The organism is Streptomyces sp. PTL18 (genome assembly GCF_059510295.1).
In genome coordinates, this window is the sequence record NZ_JCAJZO010000007.1 from 335,563 (window position 1) to 356,534 (window position 20,972).

The window sequence follows — 20,972 nt, forward strand, 5'->3', positions numbered from 1 at the left end:
CCTGCATGAGCATCGCCGACAGGCGTAGGGCTCGGGGCCTCACCCAAGAAGGGTTTGCCTTCGCGGTAGGCGTCGACCGGCGCACAGTAGGCCGATGGGAGACGGGCAAATCCAAGCCCCAGCCTCCTCAGCGGCCCAAGGTCGCCGAGGTGTTACAGATGGACCTTGACGAACTCGATGTGTTGCTTACTTCAGCCGAGGTACAGCCGAAGCCCGTACGGTCAGCGTCGAGCGCCCACCACAGCCCAGGGGACCCAGACGAGATGATCCGACGCGAGTTTCTGCGCCTCATGGCGGTGTCCGGTGCGGTCGCTGCCATACCTGCGGGCGAGGCGGAGGCCCTGGAGGACAGCGGCGACGACTTCGGGCGCATGAACGGCCATCTGTGGCAGGTCCACCAACTCGCCCGCGCCAAACACTCGGTGTACCCGGTAGTGCAGTCTCAGCTCACTGCCTTGAACGATGCGCTGCGCGATGGGCGGGCCCAGACAGGGACGCTTTGCTTCGCGGCGGGCGACCTGTTCCAGCTGGCGGGCGAGCTGGCCTTCGACGCCAACCGGTACCACGATGCCGCCGCCTCGTACTCGCTTGCGGCCAGCGCGAGCAAGGAGGCTGGCGCCTACGACCTTTGGGCGTGCGCCCTCGTCCGGAGCGCCTACGTGGACCTCTCCGAGTGCCGTTACAAGCGTGCCGCGGACACACTTGGGGCCGCGCGCCGTGTCGCCCTGCGGGGAGACAGCAGCCTTGCGACCAAGCACTGGGCCGCAGCCGTGCAGGCTGAGGCGTTCGCCTGGCTCGGCGACTTCGACGCCTGCGAGGAGGCTTTGGACGAGGCCGAGAAGGTGGCCAGCCTGAGCGGCCAGGTGTCGAACGGCGGATGGCTGCGCTTCGATGGCTCGCGCCTGGCGGAGGAGCGAGGCGCCCGGTACTTGCAACTCAACCGGCTCGGCCTGGCCGAGACCTCGTTGAAGGATGCGCTGACGCTCGCCCCTCTGGCCGCTGGCCACTCCTTCCGGCGTCGGGGCGCGGTACTTGTCGACCTGGCCGCGATCGGCGCCAAGCGGAAAGACTTGGAGCAGGTCATGCAGTACGGGCTCGAAGCCCTGCGGCTGGCGCAGGCCTCCGGGTCCGGCTACGTCGCCCGTAGACTCCAGACCCTGACTTCCGAGCTGGGCACCTTGGGGCGTGACCGGCGTATCACCGAGTTGAAGGCCGAGATCGGCAGCCTGACGGCATCACGAGAGGGGATGGCATGACGACCGAGGGCGCGCGAGTCTTTCGCGAGGCGTGGATCGCTGGAGTGCGGAAGCACTTCCCTGGTGAGCCCAAGCCGAGCTACGTAACTCCGTGGGAAGAGACGCCTGAATGGGAGCGCGAGGCTGCGGGCGCCGTGTATGAGCAGGTTCGCCATTTCCTCAAACTGAGCGCCGGGCATGCCTCCCGCCTTTCGCGCGAGCAGAAGGGACGGTTCGTCGCGACGTGTTGGACGGCGCAGATGTTCAAGCACTTCAATGACCCGAAGCCGGGGTACGTAGCCGATTGGCCCGACCTGCCGGACTGGCAGAAGGAAACCGACTCAGGCATCTTCGAGGCCATTGAGAACAGTCTGAATTAACGCCTATCGATTTGTGCCCGCAAACGCCATAGCTGCGAGTCGGAGTTGAAAAAGCCTCGGCGGGGATGGCCACTCGCCCTGGTAGTGGCGCAGACCTTGGCAGGCCGTCGGCCCCAGCCACAGAGGGTTTGCGCGGTGTGGCCTGTTCTGGGGGCACATGGTGAGCACGCGTGGCCGTCGCGGGCCTGGTGCTGGCCGGTGAACACCGTGGGCCGGAGCGGTGCCGTGGGCGTCTGGAGGGCGTGAGCCACGGACCGGACCGGCCGAAGGCCGCATGCCGGGCCGGGGTGCGGCGAGCCGTCCCGGCGGCGCGCCGAAGGCGCGCCTGGAGGAAGTGAAGACAGATTCCGACACCCCTACAGCTGCCTGCTCCCGCTTCCCGTGCGCGCTGGTCCGGGGCGTAACCGGCTGACCAGGCTCCCCAGGCAACCCGGTACGGTTCCCATGGAGTTCTCTCCGGCCGTGCCTCAAGTGCTCTGCATGCGGCGGTAATTCGTTGGGGCCCCGGGGTGCCTCTGGGAGCATGGGAACGTTCTTCGTACAGTTCGTCGACCCGGGATACGCCTACCCGGCGCTGTCCTTCGTCGTCCTCGGCGCCTTCGCACAGCTCGCCAGCTTCCTGTACCTCAGCGCCCTGATATTCAGCGGCACGCGCCTGGCGGCGGCCTTCCGGCGACGCAAGCGGCTGTCGGCGGGGGCCACCTCGGCCGTGGGCCTGCTGTTCCTCGGCTTCGCGGTCAAGCCGTCGCTGGCGAGCGCGTAGCGCGGAGGTCCGGAACCGTCGGTCGGTGCGGTCCGTCCAGCCCTCGGGCAGGTCGCCCGGAGCCACCGACACCATGTTTTCGTCGTCCTCGCCGACGTTCCGTCGTCCCGCGCCTCGACCTGCTCGCACCCTACGACCGCGCCGCCGCCCCGGCGCTGTCCCGGGCCGTCGGCGCACCGCCGCCGACCGCGAGACCCCGGCGAGCGCACTACCGGTCCTCGACGGCCTGGTGCCCGCCCTGGAGGCCCGGTGGCCACCGCCGCAGCCCGGGACGGGCGAGGTACTCCCTCACCCGCCCGCCGTGTCCCCGGCCCACCGAGGTGCCCCCGTCGGACCGCCGCCGGCCCGGTGAGCGCGCGGGTGTCGAGGCGCGTCACCGGACCCGATGCTCAGCCCGTGCGCCTGCGCTTGCGGGCCCGGCGTACCGCGCGGGTGACCACCGGGGGCAGAAGGTCCACGGCGAGCTTCCGACTGAGGCTGCGGGGGGTCGCGGGACGCTTCGGCGGGTCCGCGGGCCGGGCGGGCCGTGCGGCCCGCGCCGGCTGCGCGGGGATCGCGGCCGCGGGGGGCTCGGGGGCGTCCGCGTGCCGTGACGGCGGGAACGGCGGTGCCTGCATGCCCTTGGACTTCAGGCGGACGATGCGGTGCCCGGCGGCCTCCTGGACGCTCAGGTGGCAGTCCTCGCGCCCCTCCACCATCGCCAGCAGCTCCTCCTGGACGGGCTCGGGATCGCCCCAGGTCCCGTACAGCTTCTGCGTGCTCAGGCAGATCGGGCGCAGGCCCCTGTTGAGCACCGCCTCCCAGGTGGCCACCGAGACGCCGGGCGTGTGCTCCGAGCGGAAGTCGTCCAGGACGACGATCCCGTCGGGCAGCAGCAGGTCGTGGGCCGCGCCTATGTCGCCGTGGACATGCTCGTACAGGTGGGAGCCGTCGATGTGGACGAACCGGCAGGAGCGCGGCCGGACCTCGCCGGGCACCATCGAGCTGGGGCCCTGCAGGACGCGGGGCAGCACGTCGTGGAAGGAGAGGTAGTTCTCCTCGAAGGCCTGCCGGGTCAGGGCGCTGTACGACTTCGTCGACTCCGCCCTGTTGGCGTCGTCCGGTGCGTCGCCCCCGAAGAGGTCGCACACCGTGAACTCCTCGCCGTCCCGGAGGTGCCGGCCGAGGAAGATCGCGCTCTTGCCCATGAACACCCCGACCTCCAGCAGGTCTCCGCGCATCCCGGCGGACTCCTGCCGGTCGAGGAACCAGCGGAAGAGCGTCTGGTCGAGAACGGGGAACCAGCCGGAGACGTCATCGAGCCGGCGGGGCGGTGGAGCCGTTTCAGCTGTGGCGGCCATGAGGACGGGGCACTCCCTTGTGCGGACGGAAACGGTGCGCGGAGCTGCCCAGCATCTGCCCGGAAGTGGTCGTCCAAACGGGCGCCGAGGTGAACAGCAGGGCAATTCCTGTGAGCGGACTGAGCGGACTGAGCGGACTGAGCGGACTGAGCGGACCGAGCGGACTGAGCGGACTGAGCGGACCGAGCGCCGGGGCGGCCACCGTCGGCAGGAGGCCCGTACGAGGGATGTCCAGCACCTCGCCCCAGGGCCTTGATGACGACCCGGCCCGGGGAACTCACCCCCGGGCGGCGCGCCTGAGGGCCCGGGCCCTGCGGACGACCCTGCGGACGGTGGCGTTGCGCGGGATGAACGCCAGCTGGACGGGGATCCCGCCCGGCAGCGCCAGCGAGGTCAGGCGCCGGCGCTTGAAGTACCGCCAGGTGTGCGGGCTCAGGTGCTCGGTGAGGTAGCGCTCGGCGTGCGCCCGCAGCTCGGGGTAGATCTTCGGCTGCATCGCGAAGCCCACGGTCCGTACCAGCGCGTTCAGGTCCTCGACCGCCATGCCCCGACGCTGGTCCTCGACCGCCCTGCGGGCCGTCAACTCGGGCAGCAGGGCGTCGACGATCGTGACCGGGACGCGGTTGCTGTTCTCGAACGGGGTCAGACGCTCCAGCAGGGCCTCGGTGCCGATCCGGGCGACCGGGAGGCCGTAGAACGCCGACGCGGTGAGCAGCGCGGTGGAGAAGCAGCCGACGACCAGCGCCGGACGCATGCGCTGGTACAGCACCTCGGCGAGGACCGGGGCGTCGAGGACCGTCAGGTCGGCGCCCAGCTTCTCGGCCTCCTTCTCCAGCGCGCGCGACCAGCGGGCCGGGGCCGAGGGGTGCGGCTTGAACACCACCCGGGTGTGACCGAGTTCCACGGCACCCTTCAGCATCCGCACATGGAGGTTCTCCTCCTCCACGGCGGTGAGTATGTCGAGCGCCGAGAGGTACTGGCCGAGCAGCAGCGCCGGGGCCTGAACGGCGGGCAGCGCGTCGCCGGTGTCCTCGAGTTCCGTGAGCACCTTGGAGAAGGCCTCCGTCGGCACGATCTCCGGCTCGACGCCGAACTCGGTCAGCAGCAGCGGCTTCAGTCCCGGCACCAGGTCCAGGTGCAGCAGCCGGTCCACGCGGGTGCCGACCAGGGGGTCGATCTTGTTGCGGGTGGGGCCGTAGCTCATCAGGCCGTCCGCGTAGACGGTGACGGGCGCGCCGGTGAAGATCTGGCAGACGCCGAGCGCCGGGTTGACCTGGATGGACTCGACGGCCAGTTCTATGTCGTCGTCGCCGAGGTTCCACAGGAGCCGCAGGTGGCGCTCCCACAGCGGGACGTCGTCCGGGCGGGGGGCCCAGCCGCCCGGGTGGAAGGGGTGGATGGCCTCGTTCCAGGAGATCACCTCGTCGAAGCGGTCGCGCAGCCGCTCGAAGCCGGGCATCTCGTCCAGGGCGGGCGTGGTCTCGGGCGTTGCCGCGTTGTTGGAGACCAGCAGGATGCGCCGGTCGGCGGGTGCGAAGCACGCGCTGTCCAGTGCCGCGGCCAGGGTGGCCGTGCCGTACAGCGTCGACGCCAGGAAGATCTGCGTCGTCACGCGGCCACCCCCGCGGGCACGGGACGGCGGCGCAGCCGGCGCAGACGCGAGCCCCGCTCGATGTCCATGGAGTCCAGGGCCTCCTCGAGCACGTCCTGCGGCATGCGCCGCAGTGCGACAGCACTCATCGACTTCAGTTTCCGTGCCACCGCCGGCTCGAACCTTTCGATGGATCCCAGATGGTGGGAAATGATCGCGCAATACGTGCGCACGGCCTTGGGGAGCAGTTCGCGCGCGTCCCGGTCCTCGGCGGTCTCCGCCACGACCTGGTCGAACGCGCGGATGAAGTCCAGTTGCCGCACATCCCCGATCTGGGTGAGCGAGGAGGCGACACCGCGCCGGTAGTAGACGCCCATGAGGCTCACCGCGGCGAACGACTCCGCCTCCCGGTGCAGCTTCCAGATCCACGGCCGGTCCTCCGCGGTGCGCAGACCGTCGGTGAAGTGCAGCAGACCGCGGTCGACGAGGCGGCGGTGGTAGGCGCCCGCCCACGCGTACGCGTAGTCCACGGACGTGGAGCGGTCGGCGGGCAGTATCGCGTCGCGCGGGTTCATCACCACACCGCGCCGGCCGTGCGGCACCCGGTGGACGGCCCGCGTCCGCCCGGTGCACTGGACGTGGTCGGTGCGCACGAAGTCGCAGCCCAGCTCCTCGATGGCGGCGACCAGCCTGGGGTAGTACCCGGGTTCCAGCCAGTCGTCCCCGTCGAGGAACGTGAGGTACTCGCCGCGCGCCGTGTCGATCCCGGTGTTGCGGGCGGTCGCCAGCCCCCCGTTCTTCTCGTGCCGGACATACACCGCGCCTGGCAGCTCGCGCTCCGCGCGCGCGAGAATGTCGGGAGTCTCGTCGCGCGAGCAGTCGTCGACGAGAATGAACTCGAAGTCCTCACGCGCGTTCGCACGCAGGCTCTTCAGGGTGTCGGGCGCGTATTGCTGCACGTTGTAGAACGGCACGATGACGGAGAGCTTGACCACACCCGTGACGTTAGGCGGCGGCCCGGCATTCGTCTCGACCGGCGGCTTGATGGGGAGTGAACGCCGCGTGGCGGAATAGTGAATCCGACAGTTTCCCGGCCGTTTCGCAGGCCGATTCGCTGTTCGGCGGCCCGCTGTTAACCCTTTGTTGTATTCCGCTTCGGCTGCACCTCGAAATCGCTTCCTAGCGTCTTCGACGTGCCAGCAAGTACCGCGAAGCGCCTGCGGGTTGCCGTCCTAGCCGATTCCGACACCCGGTGGAAATGGGGTGCGCTCACCGCCAACCGCATTTCTCCGACGGAATTCACGGAGACCGATGGATCGGCGGAGACATCCGGTGAAGCGGCCGATTCGGGCATCCGGCTCGACGGCTTCCTCCTGCGGGGCCGTGCCACCCCCACCGCCCGTCAGCTGAGGGAAGTCGGCGTCCGCGCGGACTCCCTGCGCGAGGTCACCGCCGCCGAGTTCCTGTGCGAGATGACGCAGGAGACGTACGACCTGGTCGTGCTCGCCCTCGTCGGCGGCGGCGTCCAGGCGGTGCTGCACGGGCTCGCCCACGCCTGGCGGGGGCGAGCGAAGCGGCCCGTGGTGGTCACCGGCTACGTCGGCGTCGTCTACGAGAAGCTCGCCGACGGGCTGCTGCTGCGCCACGGCGCGGACCTCGTCCTCGCCAACTCCCGTCAGGACGCCGAGCGTTTCCGGGCGGTCTACGAGGGAGTGGGTGCCGACGCCTCGTCGGTGACCGAGGTCGCGCTGCCCTTCCTCGGCGGCGCCCCCTACGAGAAGAAGGACCCCTACACGGTCGTCTTCGCCGCACAGCCCTCCGTGCCCGGGACCCGCACGGACCGCACCTACCTGCTGGACCGGCTCGTCCAGCACGCGCGCCGGCACCCCGAGCGGGAGGTGCTGCTCAAACTGCGCTCCAAGCCCGGCGAGCACACCACCCACATCGAGGAACTGCCCTACCAGAAGCTGGCCCGGCGGCACGATCCGCCGGCCAACTTCCGCCTGGTCTACGGAAACATGGGCGAGGTCCTCGACCACACCGACCTGCTGGTCACCGTCAGCTCGACGGCCGCACTGGAGTCCCTGCACCGCCGCATCCCCACAGTCGTCCTCACCGACCTCGGGGTCCGGGAGGCGCTCGGCAACCACCACTTCGTGGGCTCCGGCTGCCTCGCCTCCTGGGACCAGCTCGACGCCGGACACGAGCCCGCGCCGGATGCGGAGTGGGTGGCCCGGCAGGGCGTCGCCGTCGGCGGCGCCCCCTCGGGGGGAGGTTCGTACGCGACCGCCTTCGACGAGGCCCGGGGGCGCATCGGCAAGCTGCTGGCCGCCGGTGACCTCCCCCCGCTGAAGCCCTACTACACCCCCGTCACCGCGCCCGGCTATCTGCCCGGCGTCCTCGCCCGTCACCACCTCGCCCCCGACGGAAGCCCGCTGCCGGGCGCGCCCGCCGCCGACAGGGCGCCCGGACCCGTACGCCGGATCGTCCGCCGCGCGGCCCGCGGCGCCTACCGCCACGGAGTGCAGCGCGTGGCACCCGTGATCCGGCGGATGGGGGAGCTGTGACCCCTCTTCAAGGAGTAGAGCCCATGTCCCACCCGGAAGCGGGCCGAGGCGCTTCGGTGCGCCGGGTGCTCGCGGTGATCCCTGCGCGCGGCGGCTCCAAGGGCGTGCCCGCGAAGAACCTCGCCCCCGTCGGCGGTGTGCCGCTGGTGGCGCGCGCGGTGCGCGAGTGCCTGGCGGCCCGCCTGGTGACGGACGTCGTGGTGTCCACCGACGACCAGGCCATCGCCGCGACGGCGCGCGAGGCCGGCGCCGAGGTCGTGCTGCGGCCGGCCGCCATCGCCGGTGACACGGCGACCTCGGAGGCCGCCGTCCTGCACGCCATGGACGCCCACGAGGCCCTGCACGGCGCGTCCGTCGACGTGGTCCTGCTCGTGCAGTGCACCAGCCCCTTCCTCGTCCGCGGGGACGTCGACGGGGTGGCCGGGGCGGTCGCCGAGAACGGCGCCGACACGGCGGTGACCGTCGCACCGTTCCACGGGTTCGTCTGGCGAGACGCCGAGGACACGGCGGACGAGGCCGCCGCGGGCACCGTCGCCCGGACCGGCGCGGCCACCGGCGGCTACGGCGTCAACCACGACAAGGCGTTCCGCCCGCGCCGCCAGGACCGCCCCCAGGACCTGCTGGAGACCGGGGCCGCCTACGCCATGGACGCGGCCGGCTTCCGCAAGCACCAGCACCGCTTCTTCGGCCGCACCGAACTCGTGCGCACCGACCCGGCCCGCGTGCTGGAGATCGACGACCCGCACGACCTGGCTCGCGCCCGCGCCCTCGCGCCCCTGTTCGACGCTGACCGGCCGGGCGCCCTTCCGGCCCGCGAGGACATCGACGCGGTCGTACTCGACTTCGACGGCACCCAGACCGACGACAGGGTGCTGATCGACTCCGACGGACGCGAGTTCGTCTCCGTGCACCGCGGGGACGGCCTCGGCATCGCCGCTCTGCGCCGCAGCGGCCTGACGATGCTCATCCTGTCCACGGAGCAGAACCCGGTCGTCGCCGCACGGGCCCGGAAGCTCAAGATCCCGGTCCTGCACGGCATCGACCGGAAGGACCTCGCGCTGAAGCAGTGGTGCGAGGAGCAGGGCATCGCGCCGGAGCGCGTGCTCTACGTCGGTAACGACGTCAACGACCTCCCGTGCCTCGGCCTCGTCGGCTGGCCCGTGGCGGTCGCAAGCGCCCACGACGTCGTGCGCGGCGCCGCACGCGCGGTCACCACCCTCCCCGGCGGTGACGGCGCGATCCGAGAGATCGCCAGCTGGATCCTCGGCCCCTCTCTCGACTCCCTCCCCCAGTAAGGACCCCCCTGATGAGCACCAACTCCCGTCTGCGTACGTTCGGTTCCCGCGAGGTCGGCCCCGACAGGCCCGTCTACATCTGCGGCGAGATCGGCATCAACCACAACGGCGACATCGAGAACGCCTTCAAGCTGATCGACGCGGCCGCCGAGGCCGGCTGCGACGCCGTCAAGTTCCAGAAGCGCACCCCCGAGATCTGCACCCCGCGCGACCAGTGGGGCATCGAGCGCGACACCCCCTGGGGCCGGATGACCTACATCGACTACCGCCACCGCGTGGAGTTCGGCGAGGACGAGTACCGCCGGATCGACACGTACTGCAAGGAGAAGGGGATCGACTGGTTCGCCTCCCCGTGGGACACCGAGGCCGTCGCCTTCCTGGAGAAGTTCGACGTCCCCGCCCACAAGGTGGCGAGCGCCTCCCTGACCGACGACGAGCTGCTGCGCGCCCTGCGTGCCACGGGCCGCACGATCATCCTCTCCACGGGCATGTCGACCCCGAAGCAGATCCGCCACGCGGTCGAGGTCCTCGGCTCCGACAACATCCTCATGTGCCACGCCACCTCGACGTACCCGGCCAAGGCCGAGGAGCTCAACCTCCGCGTGATCAACACGCTGGAGAAGGAGTACCCGAACGTCCCGATCGGCTACTCCGGCCACGAGACGGGCCTGCAGACCACGCTCGCCGCGGTCGCCCTCGGCGCCCGCTTCGTCGAGCGCCACATCACCCTGGACCGCGCGATGTGGGGCTCCGACCAGGCCGCCTCCGTCGAGCCGCAGGGCCTCACGCGCCTGGTGCGCGACATCCGCACCATCGAGGCGGCGCTGGGCGACGGCGTGAAGAAGGTGTACGACTCCGAGCTCGGCCCGATGAAGAAGCTGCGCCGCGTCAGCGGCGTCGTGGCCGAGGCGGAGATCGCGGCGGCCGCCGGCGAGCCGGTGACGGTCTGAGCTCCTTACGGGACGGTCGTATGCCGATGAGCCCCCGTGCCGGATCCACCGGCCACCCCCACCCCACGATCGCCTTCGTCGAGAGCCCGGTACAGCTCCTGAACGTGCTGGAGTGGGCCCACGCGCACACCCTGCGCACCGCGGGGAGCGCCGCGCAGGGGAACGCGGCGGGGGTCCCCGCCCAGGGAGGCCGCAGGCCGCGGGGGATTCCCGCGCAGGGGGGCCGGCGGCCGGGGGCGGGGCGTACGGCGGCGGACGGCGCGGGGCGGCCGGACGGTGGGGCGGCGCAGGACGGGGGTGCGCAGGACGACGCGTCGCTGGAGGGGCTCACCCTCGTGGTGCTGTCGCCCACCGACCCGATGACCCGGGGCCAGCTGCGCCGCATGGCGGAGCTGGCCCGTGACCAGGGGCACGAGGTCCGCTGGGAGGAGGCGCGGGGCGGCCCGCTGGCCCCCTTCCAGACCATCGGCGGCCTCACCCCGCTGCTGCGCCGGGCGTGCCGGGTGGTGATGGGGGACCCGTTCTCCCGCTACGTCCAGCTGCTGCTCACCATCACCCGGGCCCCGGAGCTGGTGGTGGTGGACGACGGCACCGCGACCATGGAGTTCGTCGCCCAGCTGGCCCGCGGTGAACGCCTGGTGCGCTGGCACCGCAAGGGCTCCCGCCGGGGTCCGCGGGACCTGCTGTTCGCCCCGGTGTCGTCGTCGGCGCGCCGCAGGCTGACACCCGGTACCCGGCGCACGGTGGAGGTCTTCTCCTCGATGCCGATCGACGAGGCCCCGGCCGGCGTCACGGTCACGGCCAACGACTTCGCCTGGACCCGGTCCCGCTTCGGCCCGCCCCGGCTGACCAAGGGCGCGGACCTGGTCGGCACCTCCCTCGTCGAGACCGGCGTGGTGGACGGCGAGCGCTATCTGGAGGCGGTGCGGTCGCTCGCCACGGCGCACGGGGCGACCCGCTACTTCGCCCACCGTCGCGAAAGCACGGAGAAACTGCACCGGCTCGCGGCCGAGACGGGCCTGGAGGTGGTCCGCCCGGACCTGCCCCTGGAACTGATCGCACGCCGCGGCCCCGTCGGCCGTACGATCCTCAGCTTCCCCTCCACGGTCGTCCACACCCTGCCCCTGGCCCTGGTCGGCACGCCGGTCCGCGTCGCGGTGTGCGACATCGACCCGGCCTGGCTGACGGACCACGCGTCGCCCCGGGCGCAGGGGTTCCTGTCGGGGGTGACCGGGACGGCACGGGACGTGGACCGGGTCTCGTCGGTGCCGGGAGGACCGGAAGCGACGGCGGAGCAGGACGTGGCGGCCGGATAGAAGGGCCCGGCGGAGCGGGACCGTCGCGCACGTGCGGTGGCCGTCACTCCCCGTCGCGCGGCCCGCGGGCCGGAACGTACGCGTGCTGTCGCGTCCCGTCCCGGTCCGGTTCCAGGAGCGTGCCTGCCCGGACGGGCAGACCGGCCTTGGTGAGGTGGGAAGTGATCGTGTCCCGGGCCGCAGCCGAGGTCGGCCACGGGCGCCGGACCGTGCGCCCGGACCAGCTCCGCGAAGGCGGTGACCGGGGCCCGGTCGAGCGGGCGGGCCGCCAGACCGTCGGGGAAGCGGTCGGCGTGGTCGGGGGCCAGGGTGTCGTACGACGCCCGGGTGGTCCGTACGAAGTCCGGTTCCTCGGCGTTCACGCGGGCGACCCCACCCATGCGGACGTGCCGCGCAGGGCCGCTTCTCAAGCGTTCACCACATCGCCATGTGAGGTCGCCCACGGGTGGGGGAGTCGTAGGAGAGGTGACGCTTCCGCGACGGGAAGGCGGTGTGACGTGGTATCCGTGGTGTACGGGAACGGCTCGGAGCCCTTCGAGCGTTCACGCGGCGGGACGCCCGTACACGGAAGCGATCCCGCACAGGGACCACCGGGCGTCTGCCACGGCGCCGGGACGCCTCCGCGGTCACCCCCGCGGCTCCGTTCCCGAGCTCCCGGCGCGATCCCGTCGCCCGGAAAGCCGGTGATTTTACCCACCCCCACTGCCGACCATGCGGCGTGCGGCCGGATTTTCTTCCCCTGACGGGCTGAAGTTTTGTTGATCGCAGGGAGACCGGCCGCCCGATCGCCTTACCCTTCAAAGGGTGAACCAAGTGATGTCCCCAGAGTCCGAGGCCGATCATCCCGGGGAAGCGGTGCTTCCCGGCGCGCTGTCCGAGGCGCTGCTCGCCGAACTCGTCGCCTTCCGTCGCGACCTGCACATGCACCCCGAACTCGGCCACCAGGAGTTCCGTACGACCGCCGCGATCAAGGCTCGCCTGGAGCAGGCGGGTCTCACACCGCGCGTCCTCGACACCGGGACCGGACTCGTGTGTGACATCGGCGACAGCAGCGCACGTCCCATGCTCGCGCTCCGCGCGGACATCGACGCGCTCCCGATCCCCGACACCAAGACCGACTGCGCCTACCGCTCCACCGTGCCGGACCGCGCCCACGCCTGCGGCCACGACGTGCACACCACGGTCGTCCTCGGCGCCGGACTCGTCCTCGCCGAGCTGCACCGCGAGGGGCGGCTGCCGCAGCCGGTGCGGCTGGTCTTCCAGGCCGCCGAGGAGGTCCTGCCGGGCGGGGCCGCCGACGCCATCGAGTCCGGTGTCCTCGAGGGGGTCGGGCGGATCATCGCCGTGCACTGCGACCCCAAGGTCGAGGCCGGGCGCATCGGGCTGCGGCACGGCCCCATCACCTCCGCCTGCGACCGGCTCGAGGTCGCGCTCGACGGCCCGGGCGGCCACACCGCGCGCCCCCACCTCACCACGGACCTCGTGCTGGCCGCCGCGCGCGTCGCCGCCGAGGTGCCGGGGATGGTCGCGCGCCGCGTCGACGCCCGCAGCGGGCTCTCGGTCACCTGGGGGCGTATCGAGTCCGGGCACGCCTGCAACGTGATCCCGCAGCACGCCGAGATCTCCGGGACCGTCCGCTGCCTCGACCTCGACGCCTGGCGGCAGGCGCCGGACCTGGTGCACGCGGCGGTCGACGAGATCGCCAACCAGTACAAGGCCAAGCCCGAGATCAACTACGTCCGCGGAGTGCCGCCGGTGGTCAACGAGGCCGACACCACCGAACTGCTGCGCGACGCGATGACCGCGCGGCGCGGTGCCCACTCCGTGGAGGACACCGAGCAGAGCCTCGGTGGCGAGGACTTCTCCTGGTACCTGGAGCAGGTCCCCGGCGCCATGGCCCGCCTCGGCGTCCGCCGCCCCGGGGACCGTGTGGTGCGGGACCTGCACCAGGGGGACTTCGACGCGGACGAGCACGCCATCACGGTGGGCGTGGAACTGTTCACGGCGGCGGCGCTGCTGGACGCGGCGGAGAGGGTGTGAGTCGACGGCCCCGCGGGGCCGTCCCACCGTCGGGCGCAACATGTTCGTAAGCCATTTGTACATTGGCCGCAACGGTGTGCGACGAAGGTCAAGACTCCGAGTTCAGGCGGTGTTCGCCTCGAATCGATAACGGCTTCGCGAGAGGTGTTTTTCTGACATCTACGCGCGTTACGATGCCGCGAAGCCGACGCCGCCGGGGCGTCTCGGCCCGAGCATCCGCGTGGTGCTCACATCAAGCGCCGGAATGGCGCTCAGGTCAGGTGAAGGAGCCTTCCCGTGCGCCGGGTAGCCAAGCTTTCCGCTGCGTGTATCGCGACCGCAGCCCTCGCCGTGACTGCCACTGCCTGTGGCAGCACCTCTTCCGACAACAGCAGCTCGTCGCCGTCCTCGGGCGGCGGCAAGGGCGTCAAGATCGGCCTCGCCTACGACGTCGGCGGCCGTGGTGACCGCTCCTTCAACGACTCCGCAGCGCGCGGTGCCGACAAGGCCGAGAAGGAGTTCGGCGGTTCCATCAAGGAGCTGACCGCCAAGACTTCCGACACCGAGGCCGACCGTGAACAGCGGCTGTCGGACCTGGCGGACGCGGGCTACAACCCGATCGTCGCCGTCGGTTTCTCGTACGCCTCCGCCGTGACCAAGATCGCCGCGAAGTACCCGAAGACCAGCTTCGGCCTCGTCGACTCGGTGGTGGACGCGAAGAACGTCGACAGCATCACGTTCACCGAGGAGCAGGGCTCCTACCTGGCCGGTGTCGCCGCCGCGCTGAAGACGAAGAAGGACCACGTCGGCTTCATCGGCGGTGTCGACGTCCCGCTGATCAAGAAGTTCGAGGCGGGTTACGTCCAGGGCGTCAAGGACACCAACCCCAAGATCAAGGTCGACACCCAGTACCTGAGCCACGGCTCGGACTTCTCCGGCTTCGCCAGCCCCGACAAGGGCAAGGAGGCCGCGCAGGGCATGCTCGACAACGGCGCCGACGTCATCTACTCGGCGGCCGGCTCCTCCGGCAACGGTGCGATCGAGGCCATCAACGGCGTCAAGGGGGCCTGGGCCATCGGCGTGGACTCCGACCAGTACAACATCCCGGGTCTGGCCAAGTACAAGAACTCGATCCTGACCTCGATGGTCAAGAACGTCGACGTCGGCGTCTTCGACTTCATCAAGTCCGTCCACGACGGCAAGCCGCTGACCGGCACGAACACCTACTCGCTCGCCAAGAACGGTGTCTCGCTGGCCACCAGCGGTGGCTTCATCGACGACATCCAGCCCAAGCTGGACGCGGCGAAGAAGAAGATCATCGACGGCTCGATCAAGGTCAAGACCACCCCGTGACCTGATGGGTCCCGTCGGACCCCGGCTCGGCGTGGGGGTGCCTTCCGCCGCCCCCCGCCGAGCCATAACAATGTGTCAACTCTACGCGTGTAGCGCAGAGTTGCCGCGCTAGCGTCGCCGACGCCTGCCCTCCCCCCGCAGCCCCTTTCCCCGAGGAGAGTGCGCCATCAACGCGTCCAGCCCTCCCGCTGCCGTCGAACTGCGCGGCATCACCAAGCGTTTCCCCGGCGTCGTGGCCAACCGCGACATCGACATCACGGTCCGTACGGGCACCGTACACGCCCTGTGCGGTGAGAACGGCGCCGGCAAGTCCACTCTGATGAAGATCCTCTACGGCATGCAGCAGCCGGACGAGGGCACCATCACCGTGAACGGCGAACAGGTCGTCCTCCACAACCCGGCCGACGCCATCGCCCGCGGCATCGGCATGGTGCACCAGCACTTCATGCTCGCCGACAACCTCACCGTCCTGGAGAACGTCGTCCTCGGCGCGGAGAAGCTGTACGGGATCGGGAGCAGGGCCCGCGCCAGGATCAACGAGATCTCCGACGCGTACGGCCTGAACGTCCGCCCGGACGTCCTCGTGGAGGAGCTCGGCGTCGCCGACCGCCAGCGCGTGGAGATCCTCAAGGTCCTCTACCGCGGCGCCAAGACCCTCATCCTCGACGAGCCCACCGCCGTCCTCGTACCGCAGGAGGTCGACGCGCTCTTCGACAACCTCCGCGAGCTGAAGGCCGAGGGTCTCACCGTCATCTTCATCTCCCACAAGCTGGGCGAGGTGCTCTCCGTCGCCGACGAGATCACCGTCATCCGGCGCGGCACCACCGTCGGCACGGTCGAGCCGCGGGGCACCACCCCGAAGCAGCTCGCCGAGCTGATGGTCGGCAGCGAACTGCCGACGCCGGAGACCGAGGAGTCCACCGTCACGGACGTCCCGATGCTGAAGCTGGACGGCCTGCACCTCACGCAGACGGACCTGGACGGCGTCGAGCGGATCATCCTGGACGAGATCTCCTTCACCATCCACAAGGGCGAGGTCCTCGGCATCGCCGGTGTGGAGGGCAACGGCCAGTCGGAGCTGGTCGAGGCGATCATGGGCATGCGGCAGCCGGACGCCGGGGTGATCACGCTCGACGGCGTCGACATCTCCCGTATCGCGACCCGCAACCGCCGCGAGGCCGGCATCGGCTACATCCCCGAGGACCGCCACCGCCACGGCCTGCTCCTGGAAGCACCGCTGTGGGAGAACCGCATCCTCGGCCATGTCTCCGAGCGGCCCAACTCGCGCGGCGGCCTCATCGACATCAAGGCGGCCCGTGCCGACACCGAGCGGATCGTGCGGGCCTACGACGTCCGCACCCCCGGCATCGACGTGACCGCGGCCTCGCTGTCCGGCGGCAACCAGCAGAAGCTGATCGTCGGCCGGGAGATGAGCCACGCCCCCAAGCTGCTCATAGCCGCCCACCCGACCCGCGGTGTGGACGTCGGCGCGCAGGCCGCGATCTGGGACCACATCCGCGAGGCCCGCCGTGAGGGCCTGGCCGTGCTGCTGATCTCCGCCGACCTGGACGAGCTGATCGGGCTCTCCGACACCCTGCGGGTGATGTACCGCGGCCGCCTGGTCGCCGACGCCGACCCCGCCACGATCACCCCCGAAGAGCTGGGCTCCGCCATGACGGGTGCGGCCACCGGCCACCTGGAGCACACAGAGGACGACGAGCGATGAACAAGCTGACCTCACGGATCGACAAGGAGCGGCTGCTCCTGGGGATCGCGGCACCGCTGCTGGCGGTCGTCGCCGCGCTCGTCGTGACCACCCTGGTGATCCTCGCGACCGGCAAGAACCCCGGCGACGCCTTCAGCGACATGGTGACCTACGGCTTCGCCAGCGACAGCCAGGTCTACATCCTGAACAAGGCGACGACGTACTACCTGGCGGGTGTCGCGGTGGCCGTCGGCTTCCGCATGAACCTGTTCAACATCGGTGTCGACGGTCAGTACCGGCTCGCCGCGTTCGTCGCCGCCGTCCTCGGCGGCGTGCTCACCGTGCCCGGCTGGATCGCCATCCCGCTGATCATCATATGCGCCATGGCGACCGGCGCCCTCTGGGCGGCCATCGCCGGCGTCCTCAAGGTGACGCGGGGGGTCAGCGAGGTCATCTCGACGATCATGCTGAACTCGATCGCCACCGCGATCATCGCCTACCTGCTCCAGCCCGGAAAGCTGGGCGAGCTCCAGCAGGGCGGCACCCTCGTCTCGACCAAGCCGCTGCCGTCGTCGTCGTACTTCTTCACCATCGACACCGGCCCGGCCGGCCTGCTGTGGGGCTTCATCTTCATCGCCCTCCTGGTCGGCGTCGCGTACTGGTTCGTGCTCGGCCGCACCCGGTTCGGCTTCGACCTGCGCACCGTGGGCCAGTCCGAGACCGCCGCCGCGGCGAGCGGTGTCGGGGTGAAGAAGATGATCGCCACCAGCATGGTCATCTCGGGTGCGGTGGCCGGACTCATCGGTATGCCGACCCTGCTCAACGACAGCCACCAGTTCAGCAACGACTTCCCGGTCGGCATCGGCTTCACCGGCATCGCCATCGCGCTGCTCGGCCGCAACCACCCGATCGGCATAGCGCTCGGCGCCCTCCTGTGGGGCTTCCTGGAGCGCACCACCAACCACCTGGAGTTCCAGGGCTACGACAAGGAGATCCTCGGCGTCATCCAGGGCGTCATCGTCCTGTGCGTCGTGATCGCCTACGAGGTCGTACGCCGCTACGGCCTCAAGCGCCAGCAGCAGCGGGTCGGCGCGGAGCTCGCCGTCCAGGCCGCCGCCCCGACGAAGAAGCAGGAGGTGGCGTGATGACTGCCACGATGACCGACACGCCGCCGCCCGCGACGCCCAGGGCGGCCACCGCGGCCAAGGCCTCGGGCCGTTCGCCCGGCCAGATCCTCATGATCGTCGCGGGCGCCCTGCTGCTCGTGGCGGCGGTCCGCGTGATCACCGGCTCCAACCAGCTCGACTCCGCCGGACAGGTCAGCGCCGCGCTGGGTCTCGCCGTGCCGATCGGCCTCGCCGGTCTGGCGGGTCTGTGGTCCGAGCGGTCCGGCGTGGTGAACATCGGCCTCGAGGGCATGATGATCCTCGGCACCTTCGGGTCCGGCTGGATCGGCTGGCAGTCCAGCCCCTGGCTGGGCCTGCTGTGCGGCATCGGCTTCGGTGTCCTCGGCGGCCTGGTGCACGCCGTCGCGACCGTCACCTTCGGCGTCGACCACATCGTCTCCGGTGTCGCGATCAACCTGCTCGCGCTCGGCGCCACCCAGTACCTCGCCAAGCTGTTCCTCGCCGGCGGCAAGGCGGCCGACGCCGGCGGCAACCCCAAGCAGTCCCCGCCCGTGGACTCACTGCCCAGCGTCACCGTGCCCGGCCTCTCCGACGGCCTCGCCTCCGTCGAGAAGCACCACTGGTTCCTGATCTCCGACCTCGCCGGCATCATCGGCGGCCTGGTCACCGACCTGTCCGTGATCACGATTCTGGCCGCGCTGCTGTTCGCCGGCAGCTGGTGGCTGCTGTGGCGCACCCCCTTCGGTCTGCGGCTGCGCTCCTGCGGCGAGAACCCGACCGCCGCGGAGTCGCTCGGCGTCAACGTCTACACGTACAAGTACGCGGCCGTGGCCATCTCCGGCGGTCTCGCCGGACTCGGCGGTGCCTTCCTCGCGCTGGTCACCTCGCACACGTACCTGGAGGGCCAGACCGGCGGGCGCGGCTACATCGGCCTCGCGGCCATGATCTTCGGCAACTGGCGGCCCGGTGGACTGGCCATGGGCGCCGGCCTGTTCGGCTACTCCGACGCACTCCAGCTGCGCAACGGCGGGGTGACCGTGCACGCCCTGCTCATCCTGCTGGTCGTCCTCCTCGCGGCACTGGCCGGCTGGAAGCTGTACCGCAAGGCCATGTGGCAGGGCGTCATCAGCGCCGTCACGGCCGCACTCGTCCTGATCTGGTATCTGTTCACCGACGAGGTCCCGAGCGATTTCGTCGGCGCCACCCCGTACGTCGTCACCCTCCTCGTGCTGTCGCTGTCCGCGCAGCGCCTGCGGATGCCCAAGGCCGACGGCATGCGGTACCGGAAGGGACAGGGCAAGTGACCGAGCCCGCGACGTTCGACTGGGCGGCCCTCAGACAGGAGGCGCGCGCGGCGATGTCGCGCGCCTACGCCCCCTACTCCGGCTACCGGGTCGGCGTGGCGGCCCTCGTCGACGACGGCCGCACCGTCACCGGCTGCAACGTCGAGAACGCCTCGTACGGCCTCAGCCTGTGCGCCGAGTGCGGGCTCGTCTCGCAGCTGCAGAACACCGGGGGCGGCCGGCTCACCCACTTCACCTGCGTGAACGGCGAGGGCGAACTGCTCGTCCCGTGCGGCCGCTGCCGCCAGCTGCTGTACGAGTTCGGCGGCCCCGACCTGCTGGTGGACTCTCCGGCAGGGGTCCTGCCGCTGTCGGAGATGCTGCCGCAGGCCTTCGGCCCGGACCATCTCACCAAGTAACTCCCGTGCGGCCCTTCCGAGTCGACCTGCGAGGCTCGCGGGGGCCGCACCTCTTCGGACCTGAAGGTCCTTCGAACCTCCGGAAGGAACCCATGGCCATGGACGCCATCTCCGTCATCCGCACCAAGCGGGACCGCGGTGAGCTGAGCGACGAGCAGATCGACTGGGTCATCGACGCGTACACGCGGGGCGAGGTCGCCGACGAGCAGATGTCCGCGCTGGCGATGGCCATCCTGCTCAACGGCATGAACCGCCGCGAGATCGCCCGCTGGACGGCGGCGATGATCGCCTCGGGCGAGCGCATGGACTTCTCCTCCCTCTCCCGCCCGACGGCCGACAAGCACTCGACGGGCGGCGTCGGCGACAAGATCACGCTGCCGCTGGCGCCGCTGGTCGCCGCGTGCGGCGCGGCGGTCCCCCAGCTGTCGGGCCGGGGCCTCGGCCACACGGGCGGCACGCTGGACAAGCTGGAGTCGATCCCGGGCTGGCGGGCGCTGCTGTCGAACGAGGAGATGCTGTCCGTGCTGGACGGTGTCGGCGCCGTGATCTGTGCGGCGGGCGACGGCCTCGCACCCGCGGACAAGAAGCTCTACGCGCTCCGCGACGTGACGGGCACGGTGGAGGCCATCCCCCTGATCGCCTCCTCCATCATGTCGAAGAAGATCGCGGAAGGCACGGGCTCGCTGGTCCTGGACGTGAAGGTCGGCTCGGGCGCCTTCATGAAGACCCTGGACGACGCCCGCGAACTGGCGCGGACGATGGTGGGCCTCGGCGCGGACCACGGCGTGAGGACGATCGCGCTGCTGACGGACATGTCGACCCCCCTCGGCCTGACCGCGGGCAACGCGCTCGAGGTCCGCGAGTCGGTGGAGGTGCTCGCGGGCGGCGGCCCGGCGGACGTGGTGGAGCTGACGATCGCCCTGGCCCGCGAGATGCTGGAGGCGGCCGGAGTGAAGGACGCGGACCCGGCGAAGGCCCTGGCCGACGGCTCCGCGATGGACGTCTGGCGCCGCATGATCGCGGCCCAGGGCGGCGACCCGGACGCGCCCCTGCCGACGTCGAAGGAGCAGCACGTGATCAAGGCCCCCTCGTCCGGTGTCCTGACCCGCCTCGACGCCTACGACATCGGAGTCGCCGCCTGGCGCCTCGGTGCGGGCCGCGCCCGCAAGGAGGACCCGGTGCAGGCGGCGGCGGGCATCGAGATGCATGCCAAGCCGGGGGACACGGTCACGGCGGGCCAGCCGCTGCTGACCCTGCACACGGACACGCCCGAGCGGTTCGCGTACGCGCTGGAGGCGGTGGAGGGTTCCTACGACGTCGCGGCGCCGGGGACCGGGTTCACGGCATCGCCGGTGGTACTGGAACGTATAGCCTGACCAGGCGTTTCTTCTGTCGGGTGAACGGGATCGGTGGGCCGCCGCCGATCCCGTTCGGCATGCGGCAAGCCCGCCGCCCACGCCGCCGCGGGCGTCCCGCTCCACCTCCTCGTCGACCGCTGGGCCTCTGAAGGTCCCGCTGCGACGCTTTGCGGAGAACCGAAGGGTGACGTCTGCCGCCCGCCGAGCACGGCCGGGTTCGGCGAGGCGATCAAGCTCCAGGCCCCCTTCGATCCCGTCATCGGCACCGGCG

16 protein-coding genes and 1 pseudogene are annotated in these 20,972 nt (G+C 70.9%); 14 read left to right on the forward strand and 3 right to left on the reverse strand.

Features of this window, described 5'->3' with window-relative positions:
- Nucleotides 1-5 precede the first annotated feature (5 nt).
- The 3 genes and pseudogenes from AC5WS8_RS16835 to AC5WS8_RS16845 form a co-directional block, all read left to right on the forward strand.
- Entirely contained in the window at nucleotides 6-1,256 is a 1,251-nt protein-coding gene (locus AC5WS8_RS16835; protein ID WP_496104188.1) for a helix-turn-helix transcriptional regulator, read from the forward strand.
- On the forward strand, nucleotides 1,253-1,615 hold the full coding sequence (locus AC5WS8_RS16840; RefSeq protein ID WP_124439674.1) for a hypothetical protein: 363 nt from the start codon (nucleotides 1,253-1,255) through the stop codon (nucleotides 1,613-1,615). The genes AC5WS8_RS16835 and AC5WS8_RS16840 overlap by 4 nt, the downstream gene beginning before the upstream one ends.
- 532 nt (nucleotides 1,616-2,147) lie before the next feature.
- Nucleotides 2,148-2,378: pseudogene (locus AC5WS8_RS16845) on the forward strand (LysE family transporter); the annotation flags it as partial.
- 389 nt (nucleotides 2,379-2,767) lie between these two features.
- Here AC5WS8_RS16845 and AC5WS8_RS16850 read toward each other — a convergent pair.
- The 3 genes from AC5WS8_RS16850 to AC5WS8_RS16860 form a co-directional block, all read right to left on the reverse strand.
- On the reverse strand, nucleotides 2,768-3,718 hold the full coding sequence (locus AC5WS8_RS16850) for a class I SAM-dependent methyltransferase (protein ID WP_496104189.1): 951 nt from the start codon (nucleotides 3,716-3,718) through the stop codon (nucleotides 2,768-2,770).
- 277 nt (nucleotides 3,719-3,995) lie between these two features.
- Entirely contained in the window at nucleotides 3,996-5,330 is a 1,335-nt protein-coding gene (locus AC5WS8_RS16855; RefSeq protein ID WP_496104190.1) for an alpha-2,8-polysialyltransferase family protein, read from the reverse strand.
- Complete coding sequence (locus AC5WS8_RS16860; protein ID WP_496104191.1) at nucleotides 5,327-6,304, reverse strand: glycosyltransferase family 2 protein; 978 nt, start codon at nucleotides 6,302-6,304, stop codon at nucleotides 5,327-5,329. The genes AC5WS8_RS16855 and AC5WS8_RS16860 overlap by 4 nt, the downstream gene beginning before the upstream one ends.
- A gap of 198 nt (nucleotides 6,305-6,502) precedes the next feature.
- Between AC5WS8_RS16860 and AC5WS8_RS16865 the strand changes: the two genes are divergently transcribed.
- The 11 genes from AC5WS8_RS16865 (at nucleotide 6,503) to AC5WS8_RS16915 (ending at nucleotide 20,719) form a co-directional block, all read left to right on the forward strand.
- Nucleotides 6,503-7,876 (forward strand): DUF6716 putative glycosyltransferase, encoded by a 1,374-nt coding sequence (locus tag AC5WS8_RS16865; RefSeq protein WP_496104192.1) that lies wholly within the window; start codon nucleotides 6,503-6,505, stop codon nucleotides 7,874-7,876.
- 23 nt (nucleotides 7,877-7,899) lie between these two features.
- The gene (locus tag AC5WS8_RS16870; protein ID WP_496104193.1) at nucleotides 7,900-9,171 is read left to right on the forward strand and encodes a cytidylyltransferase domain-containing protein; all 1,272 of its coding nucleotides are present in this window, start codon (nucleotides 7,900-7,902) and stop codon (nucleotides 9,169-9,171) included.
- An 11-nt stretch (nucleotides 9,172-9,182) separates the two neighbouring features.
- Nucleotides 9,183-10,121, forward strand: a complete 939-nt coding sequence (locus tag AC5WS8_RS16875; protein WP_496104194.1) for an N-acetylneuraminate synthase family protein — start codon at nucleotides 9,183-9,185, stop codon at nucleotides 10,119-10,121.
- A 26-nt stretch (nucleotides 10,122-10,147) separates the two neighbouring features.
- Nucleotides 10,148-11,437 carry a hypothetical protein gene (locus tag AC5WS8_RS16880; protein ID WP_496104195.1) on the forward strand — a complete coding sequence of 430 codons (1,290 nt, stop codon included), beginning with the start codon at nucleotides 10,148-10,150 and terminating at the stop codon, nucleotides 11,435-11,437.
- Between the two features lie 816 nt (nucleotides 11,438-12,253).
- The gene (locus tag AC5WS8_RS16885; RefSeq protein ID WP_496104196.1) at nucleotides 12,254-13,477 is read left to right on the forward strand and encodes an amidohydrolase; all 1,224 of its coding nucleotides are present in this window, start codon (nucleotides 12,254-12,256) and stop codon (nucleotides 13,475-13,477) included.
- Nucleotides 13,478-13,753: 276 nt separating this feature from the next.
- The gene (locus tag AC5WS8_RS16890) at nucleotides 13,754-14,809 is read left to right on the forward strand and encodes a BMP family lipoprotein (RefSeq protein ID WP_496104197.1); all 1,056 of its coding nucleotides are present in this window, start codon (nucleotides 13,754-13,756) and stop codon (nucleotides 14,807-14,809) included.
- A 232-nt stretch (nucleotides 14,810-15,041) separates the two neighbouring features.
- Nucleotides 15,042-16,535: an ABC transporter ATP-binding protein gene (locus AC5WS8_RS16895; RefSeq protein ID WP_496104198.1), complete on the forward strand. Its 1,494-nt coding sequence runs from the start codon at nucleotides 15,042-15,044 to the stop codon at nucleotides 16,533-16,535.
- Entirely contained in the window at nucleotides 16,532-17,659 is a 1,128-nt protein-coding gene (locus tag AC5WS8_RS16900) for an ABC transporter permease (RefSeq protein ID WP_496104199.1), read from the forward strand. The genes AC5WS8_RS16895 and AC5WS8_RS16900 overlap by 4 nt, the downstream gene beginning before the upstream one ends.
- The gene (locus tag AC5WS8_RS16905) at nucleotides 17,659-18,945 is read left to right on the forward strand and encodes an ABC transporter permease (protein WP_496104200.1); all 1,287 of its coding nucleotides are present in this window, start codon (nucleotides 17,659-17,661) and stop codon (nucleotides 18,943-18,945) included. The genes AC5WS8_RS16900 and AC5WS8_RS16905 overlap by 1 nt, the downstream gene beginning before the upstream one ends.
- Nucleotides 18,942-19,343: a cytidine deaminase gene (locus AC5WS8_RS16910; protein WP_496104201.1), complete on the forward strand. Its 402-nt coding sequence runs from the start codon at nucleotides 18,942-18,944 to the stop codon at nucleotides 19,341-19,343. The genes AC5WS8_RS16905 and AC5WS8_RS16910 overlap by 4 nt, the downstream gene beginning before the upstream one ends.
- Nucleotides 19,344-19,435: 92 nt before the next feature.
- Nucleotides 19,436-20,719 (forward strand): thymidine phosphorylase, encoded by a 1,284-nt coding sequence (locus AC5WS8_RS16915; RefSeq protein ID WP_496104202.1) that lies wholly within the window; start codon nucleotides 19,436-19,438, stop codon nucleotides 20,717-20,719.
- Nucleotides 20,720-20,972: the final 253 nt, after the last annotated feature.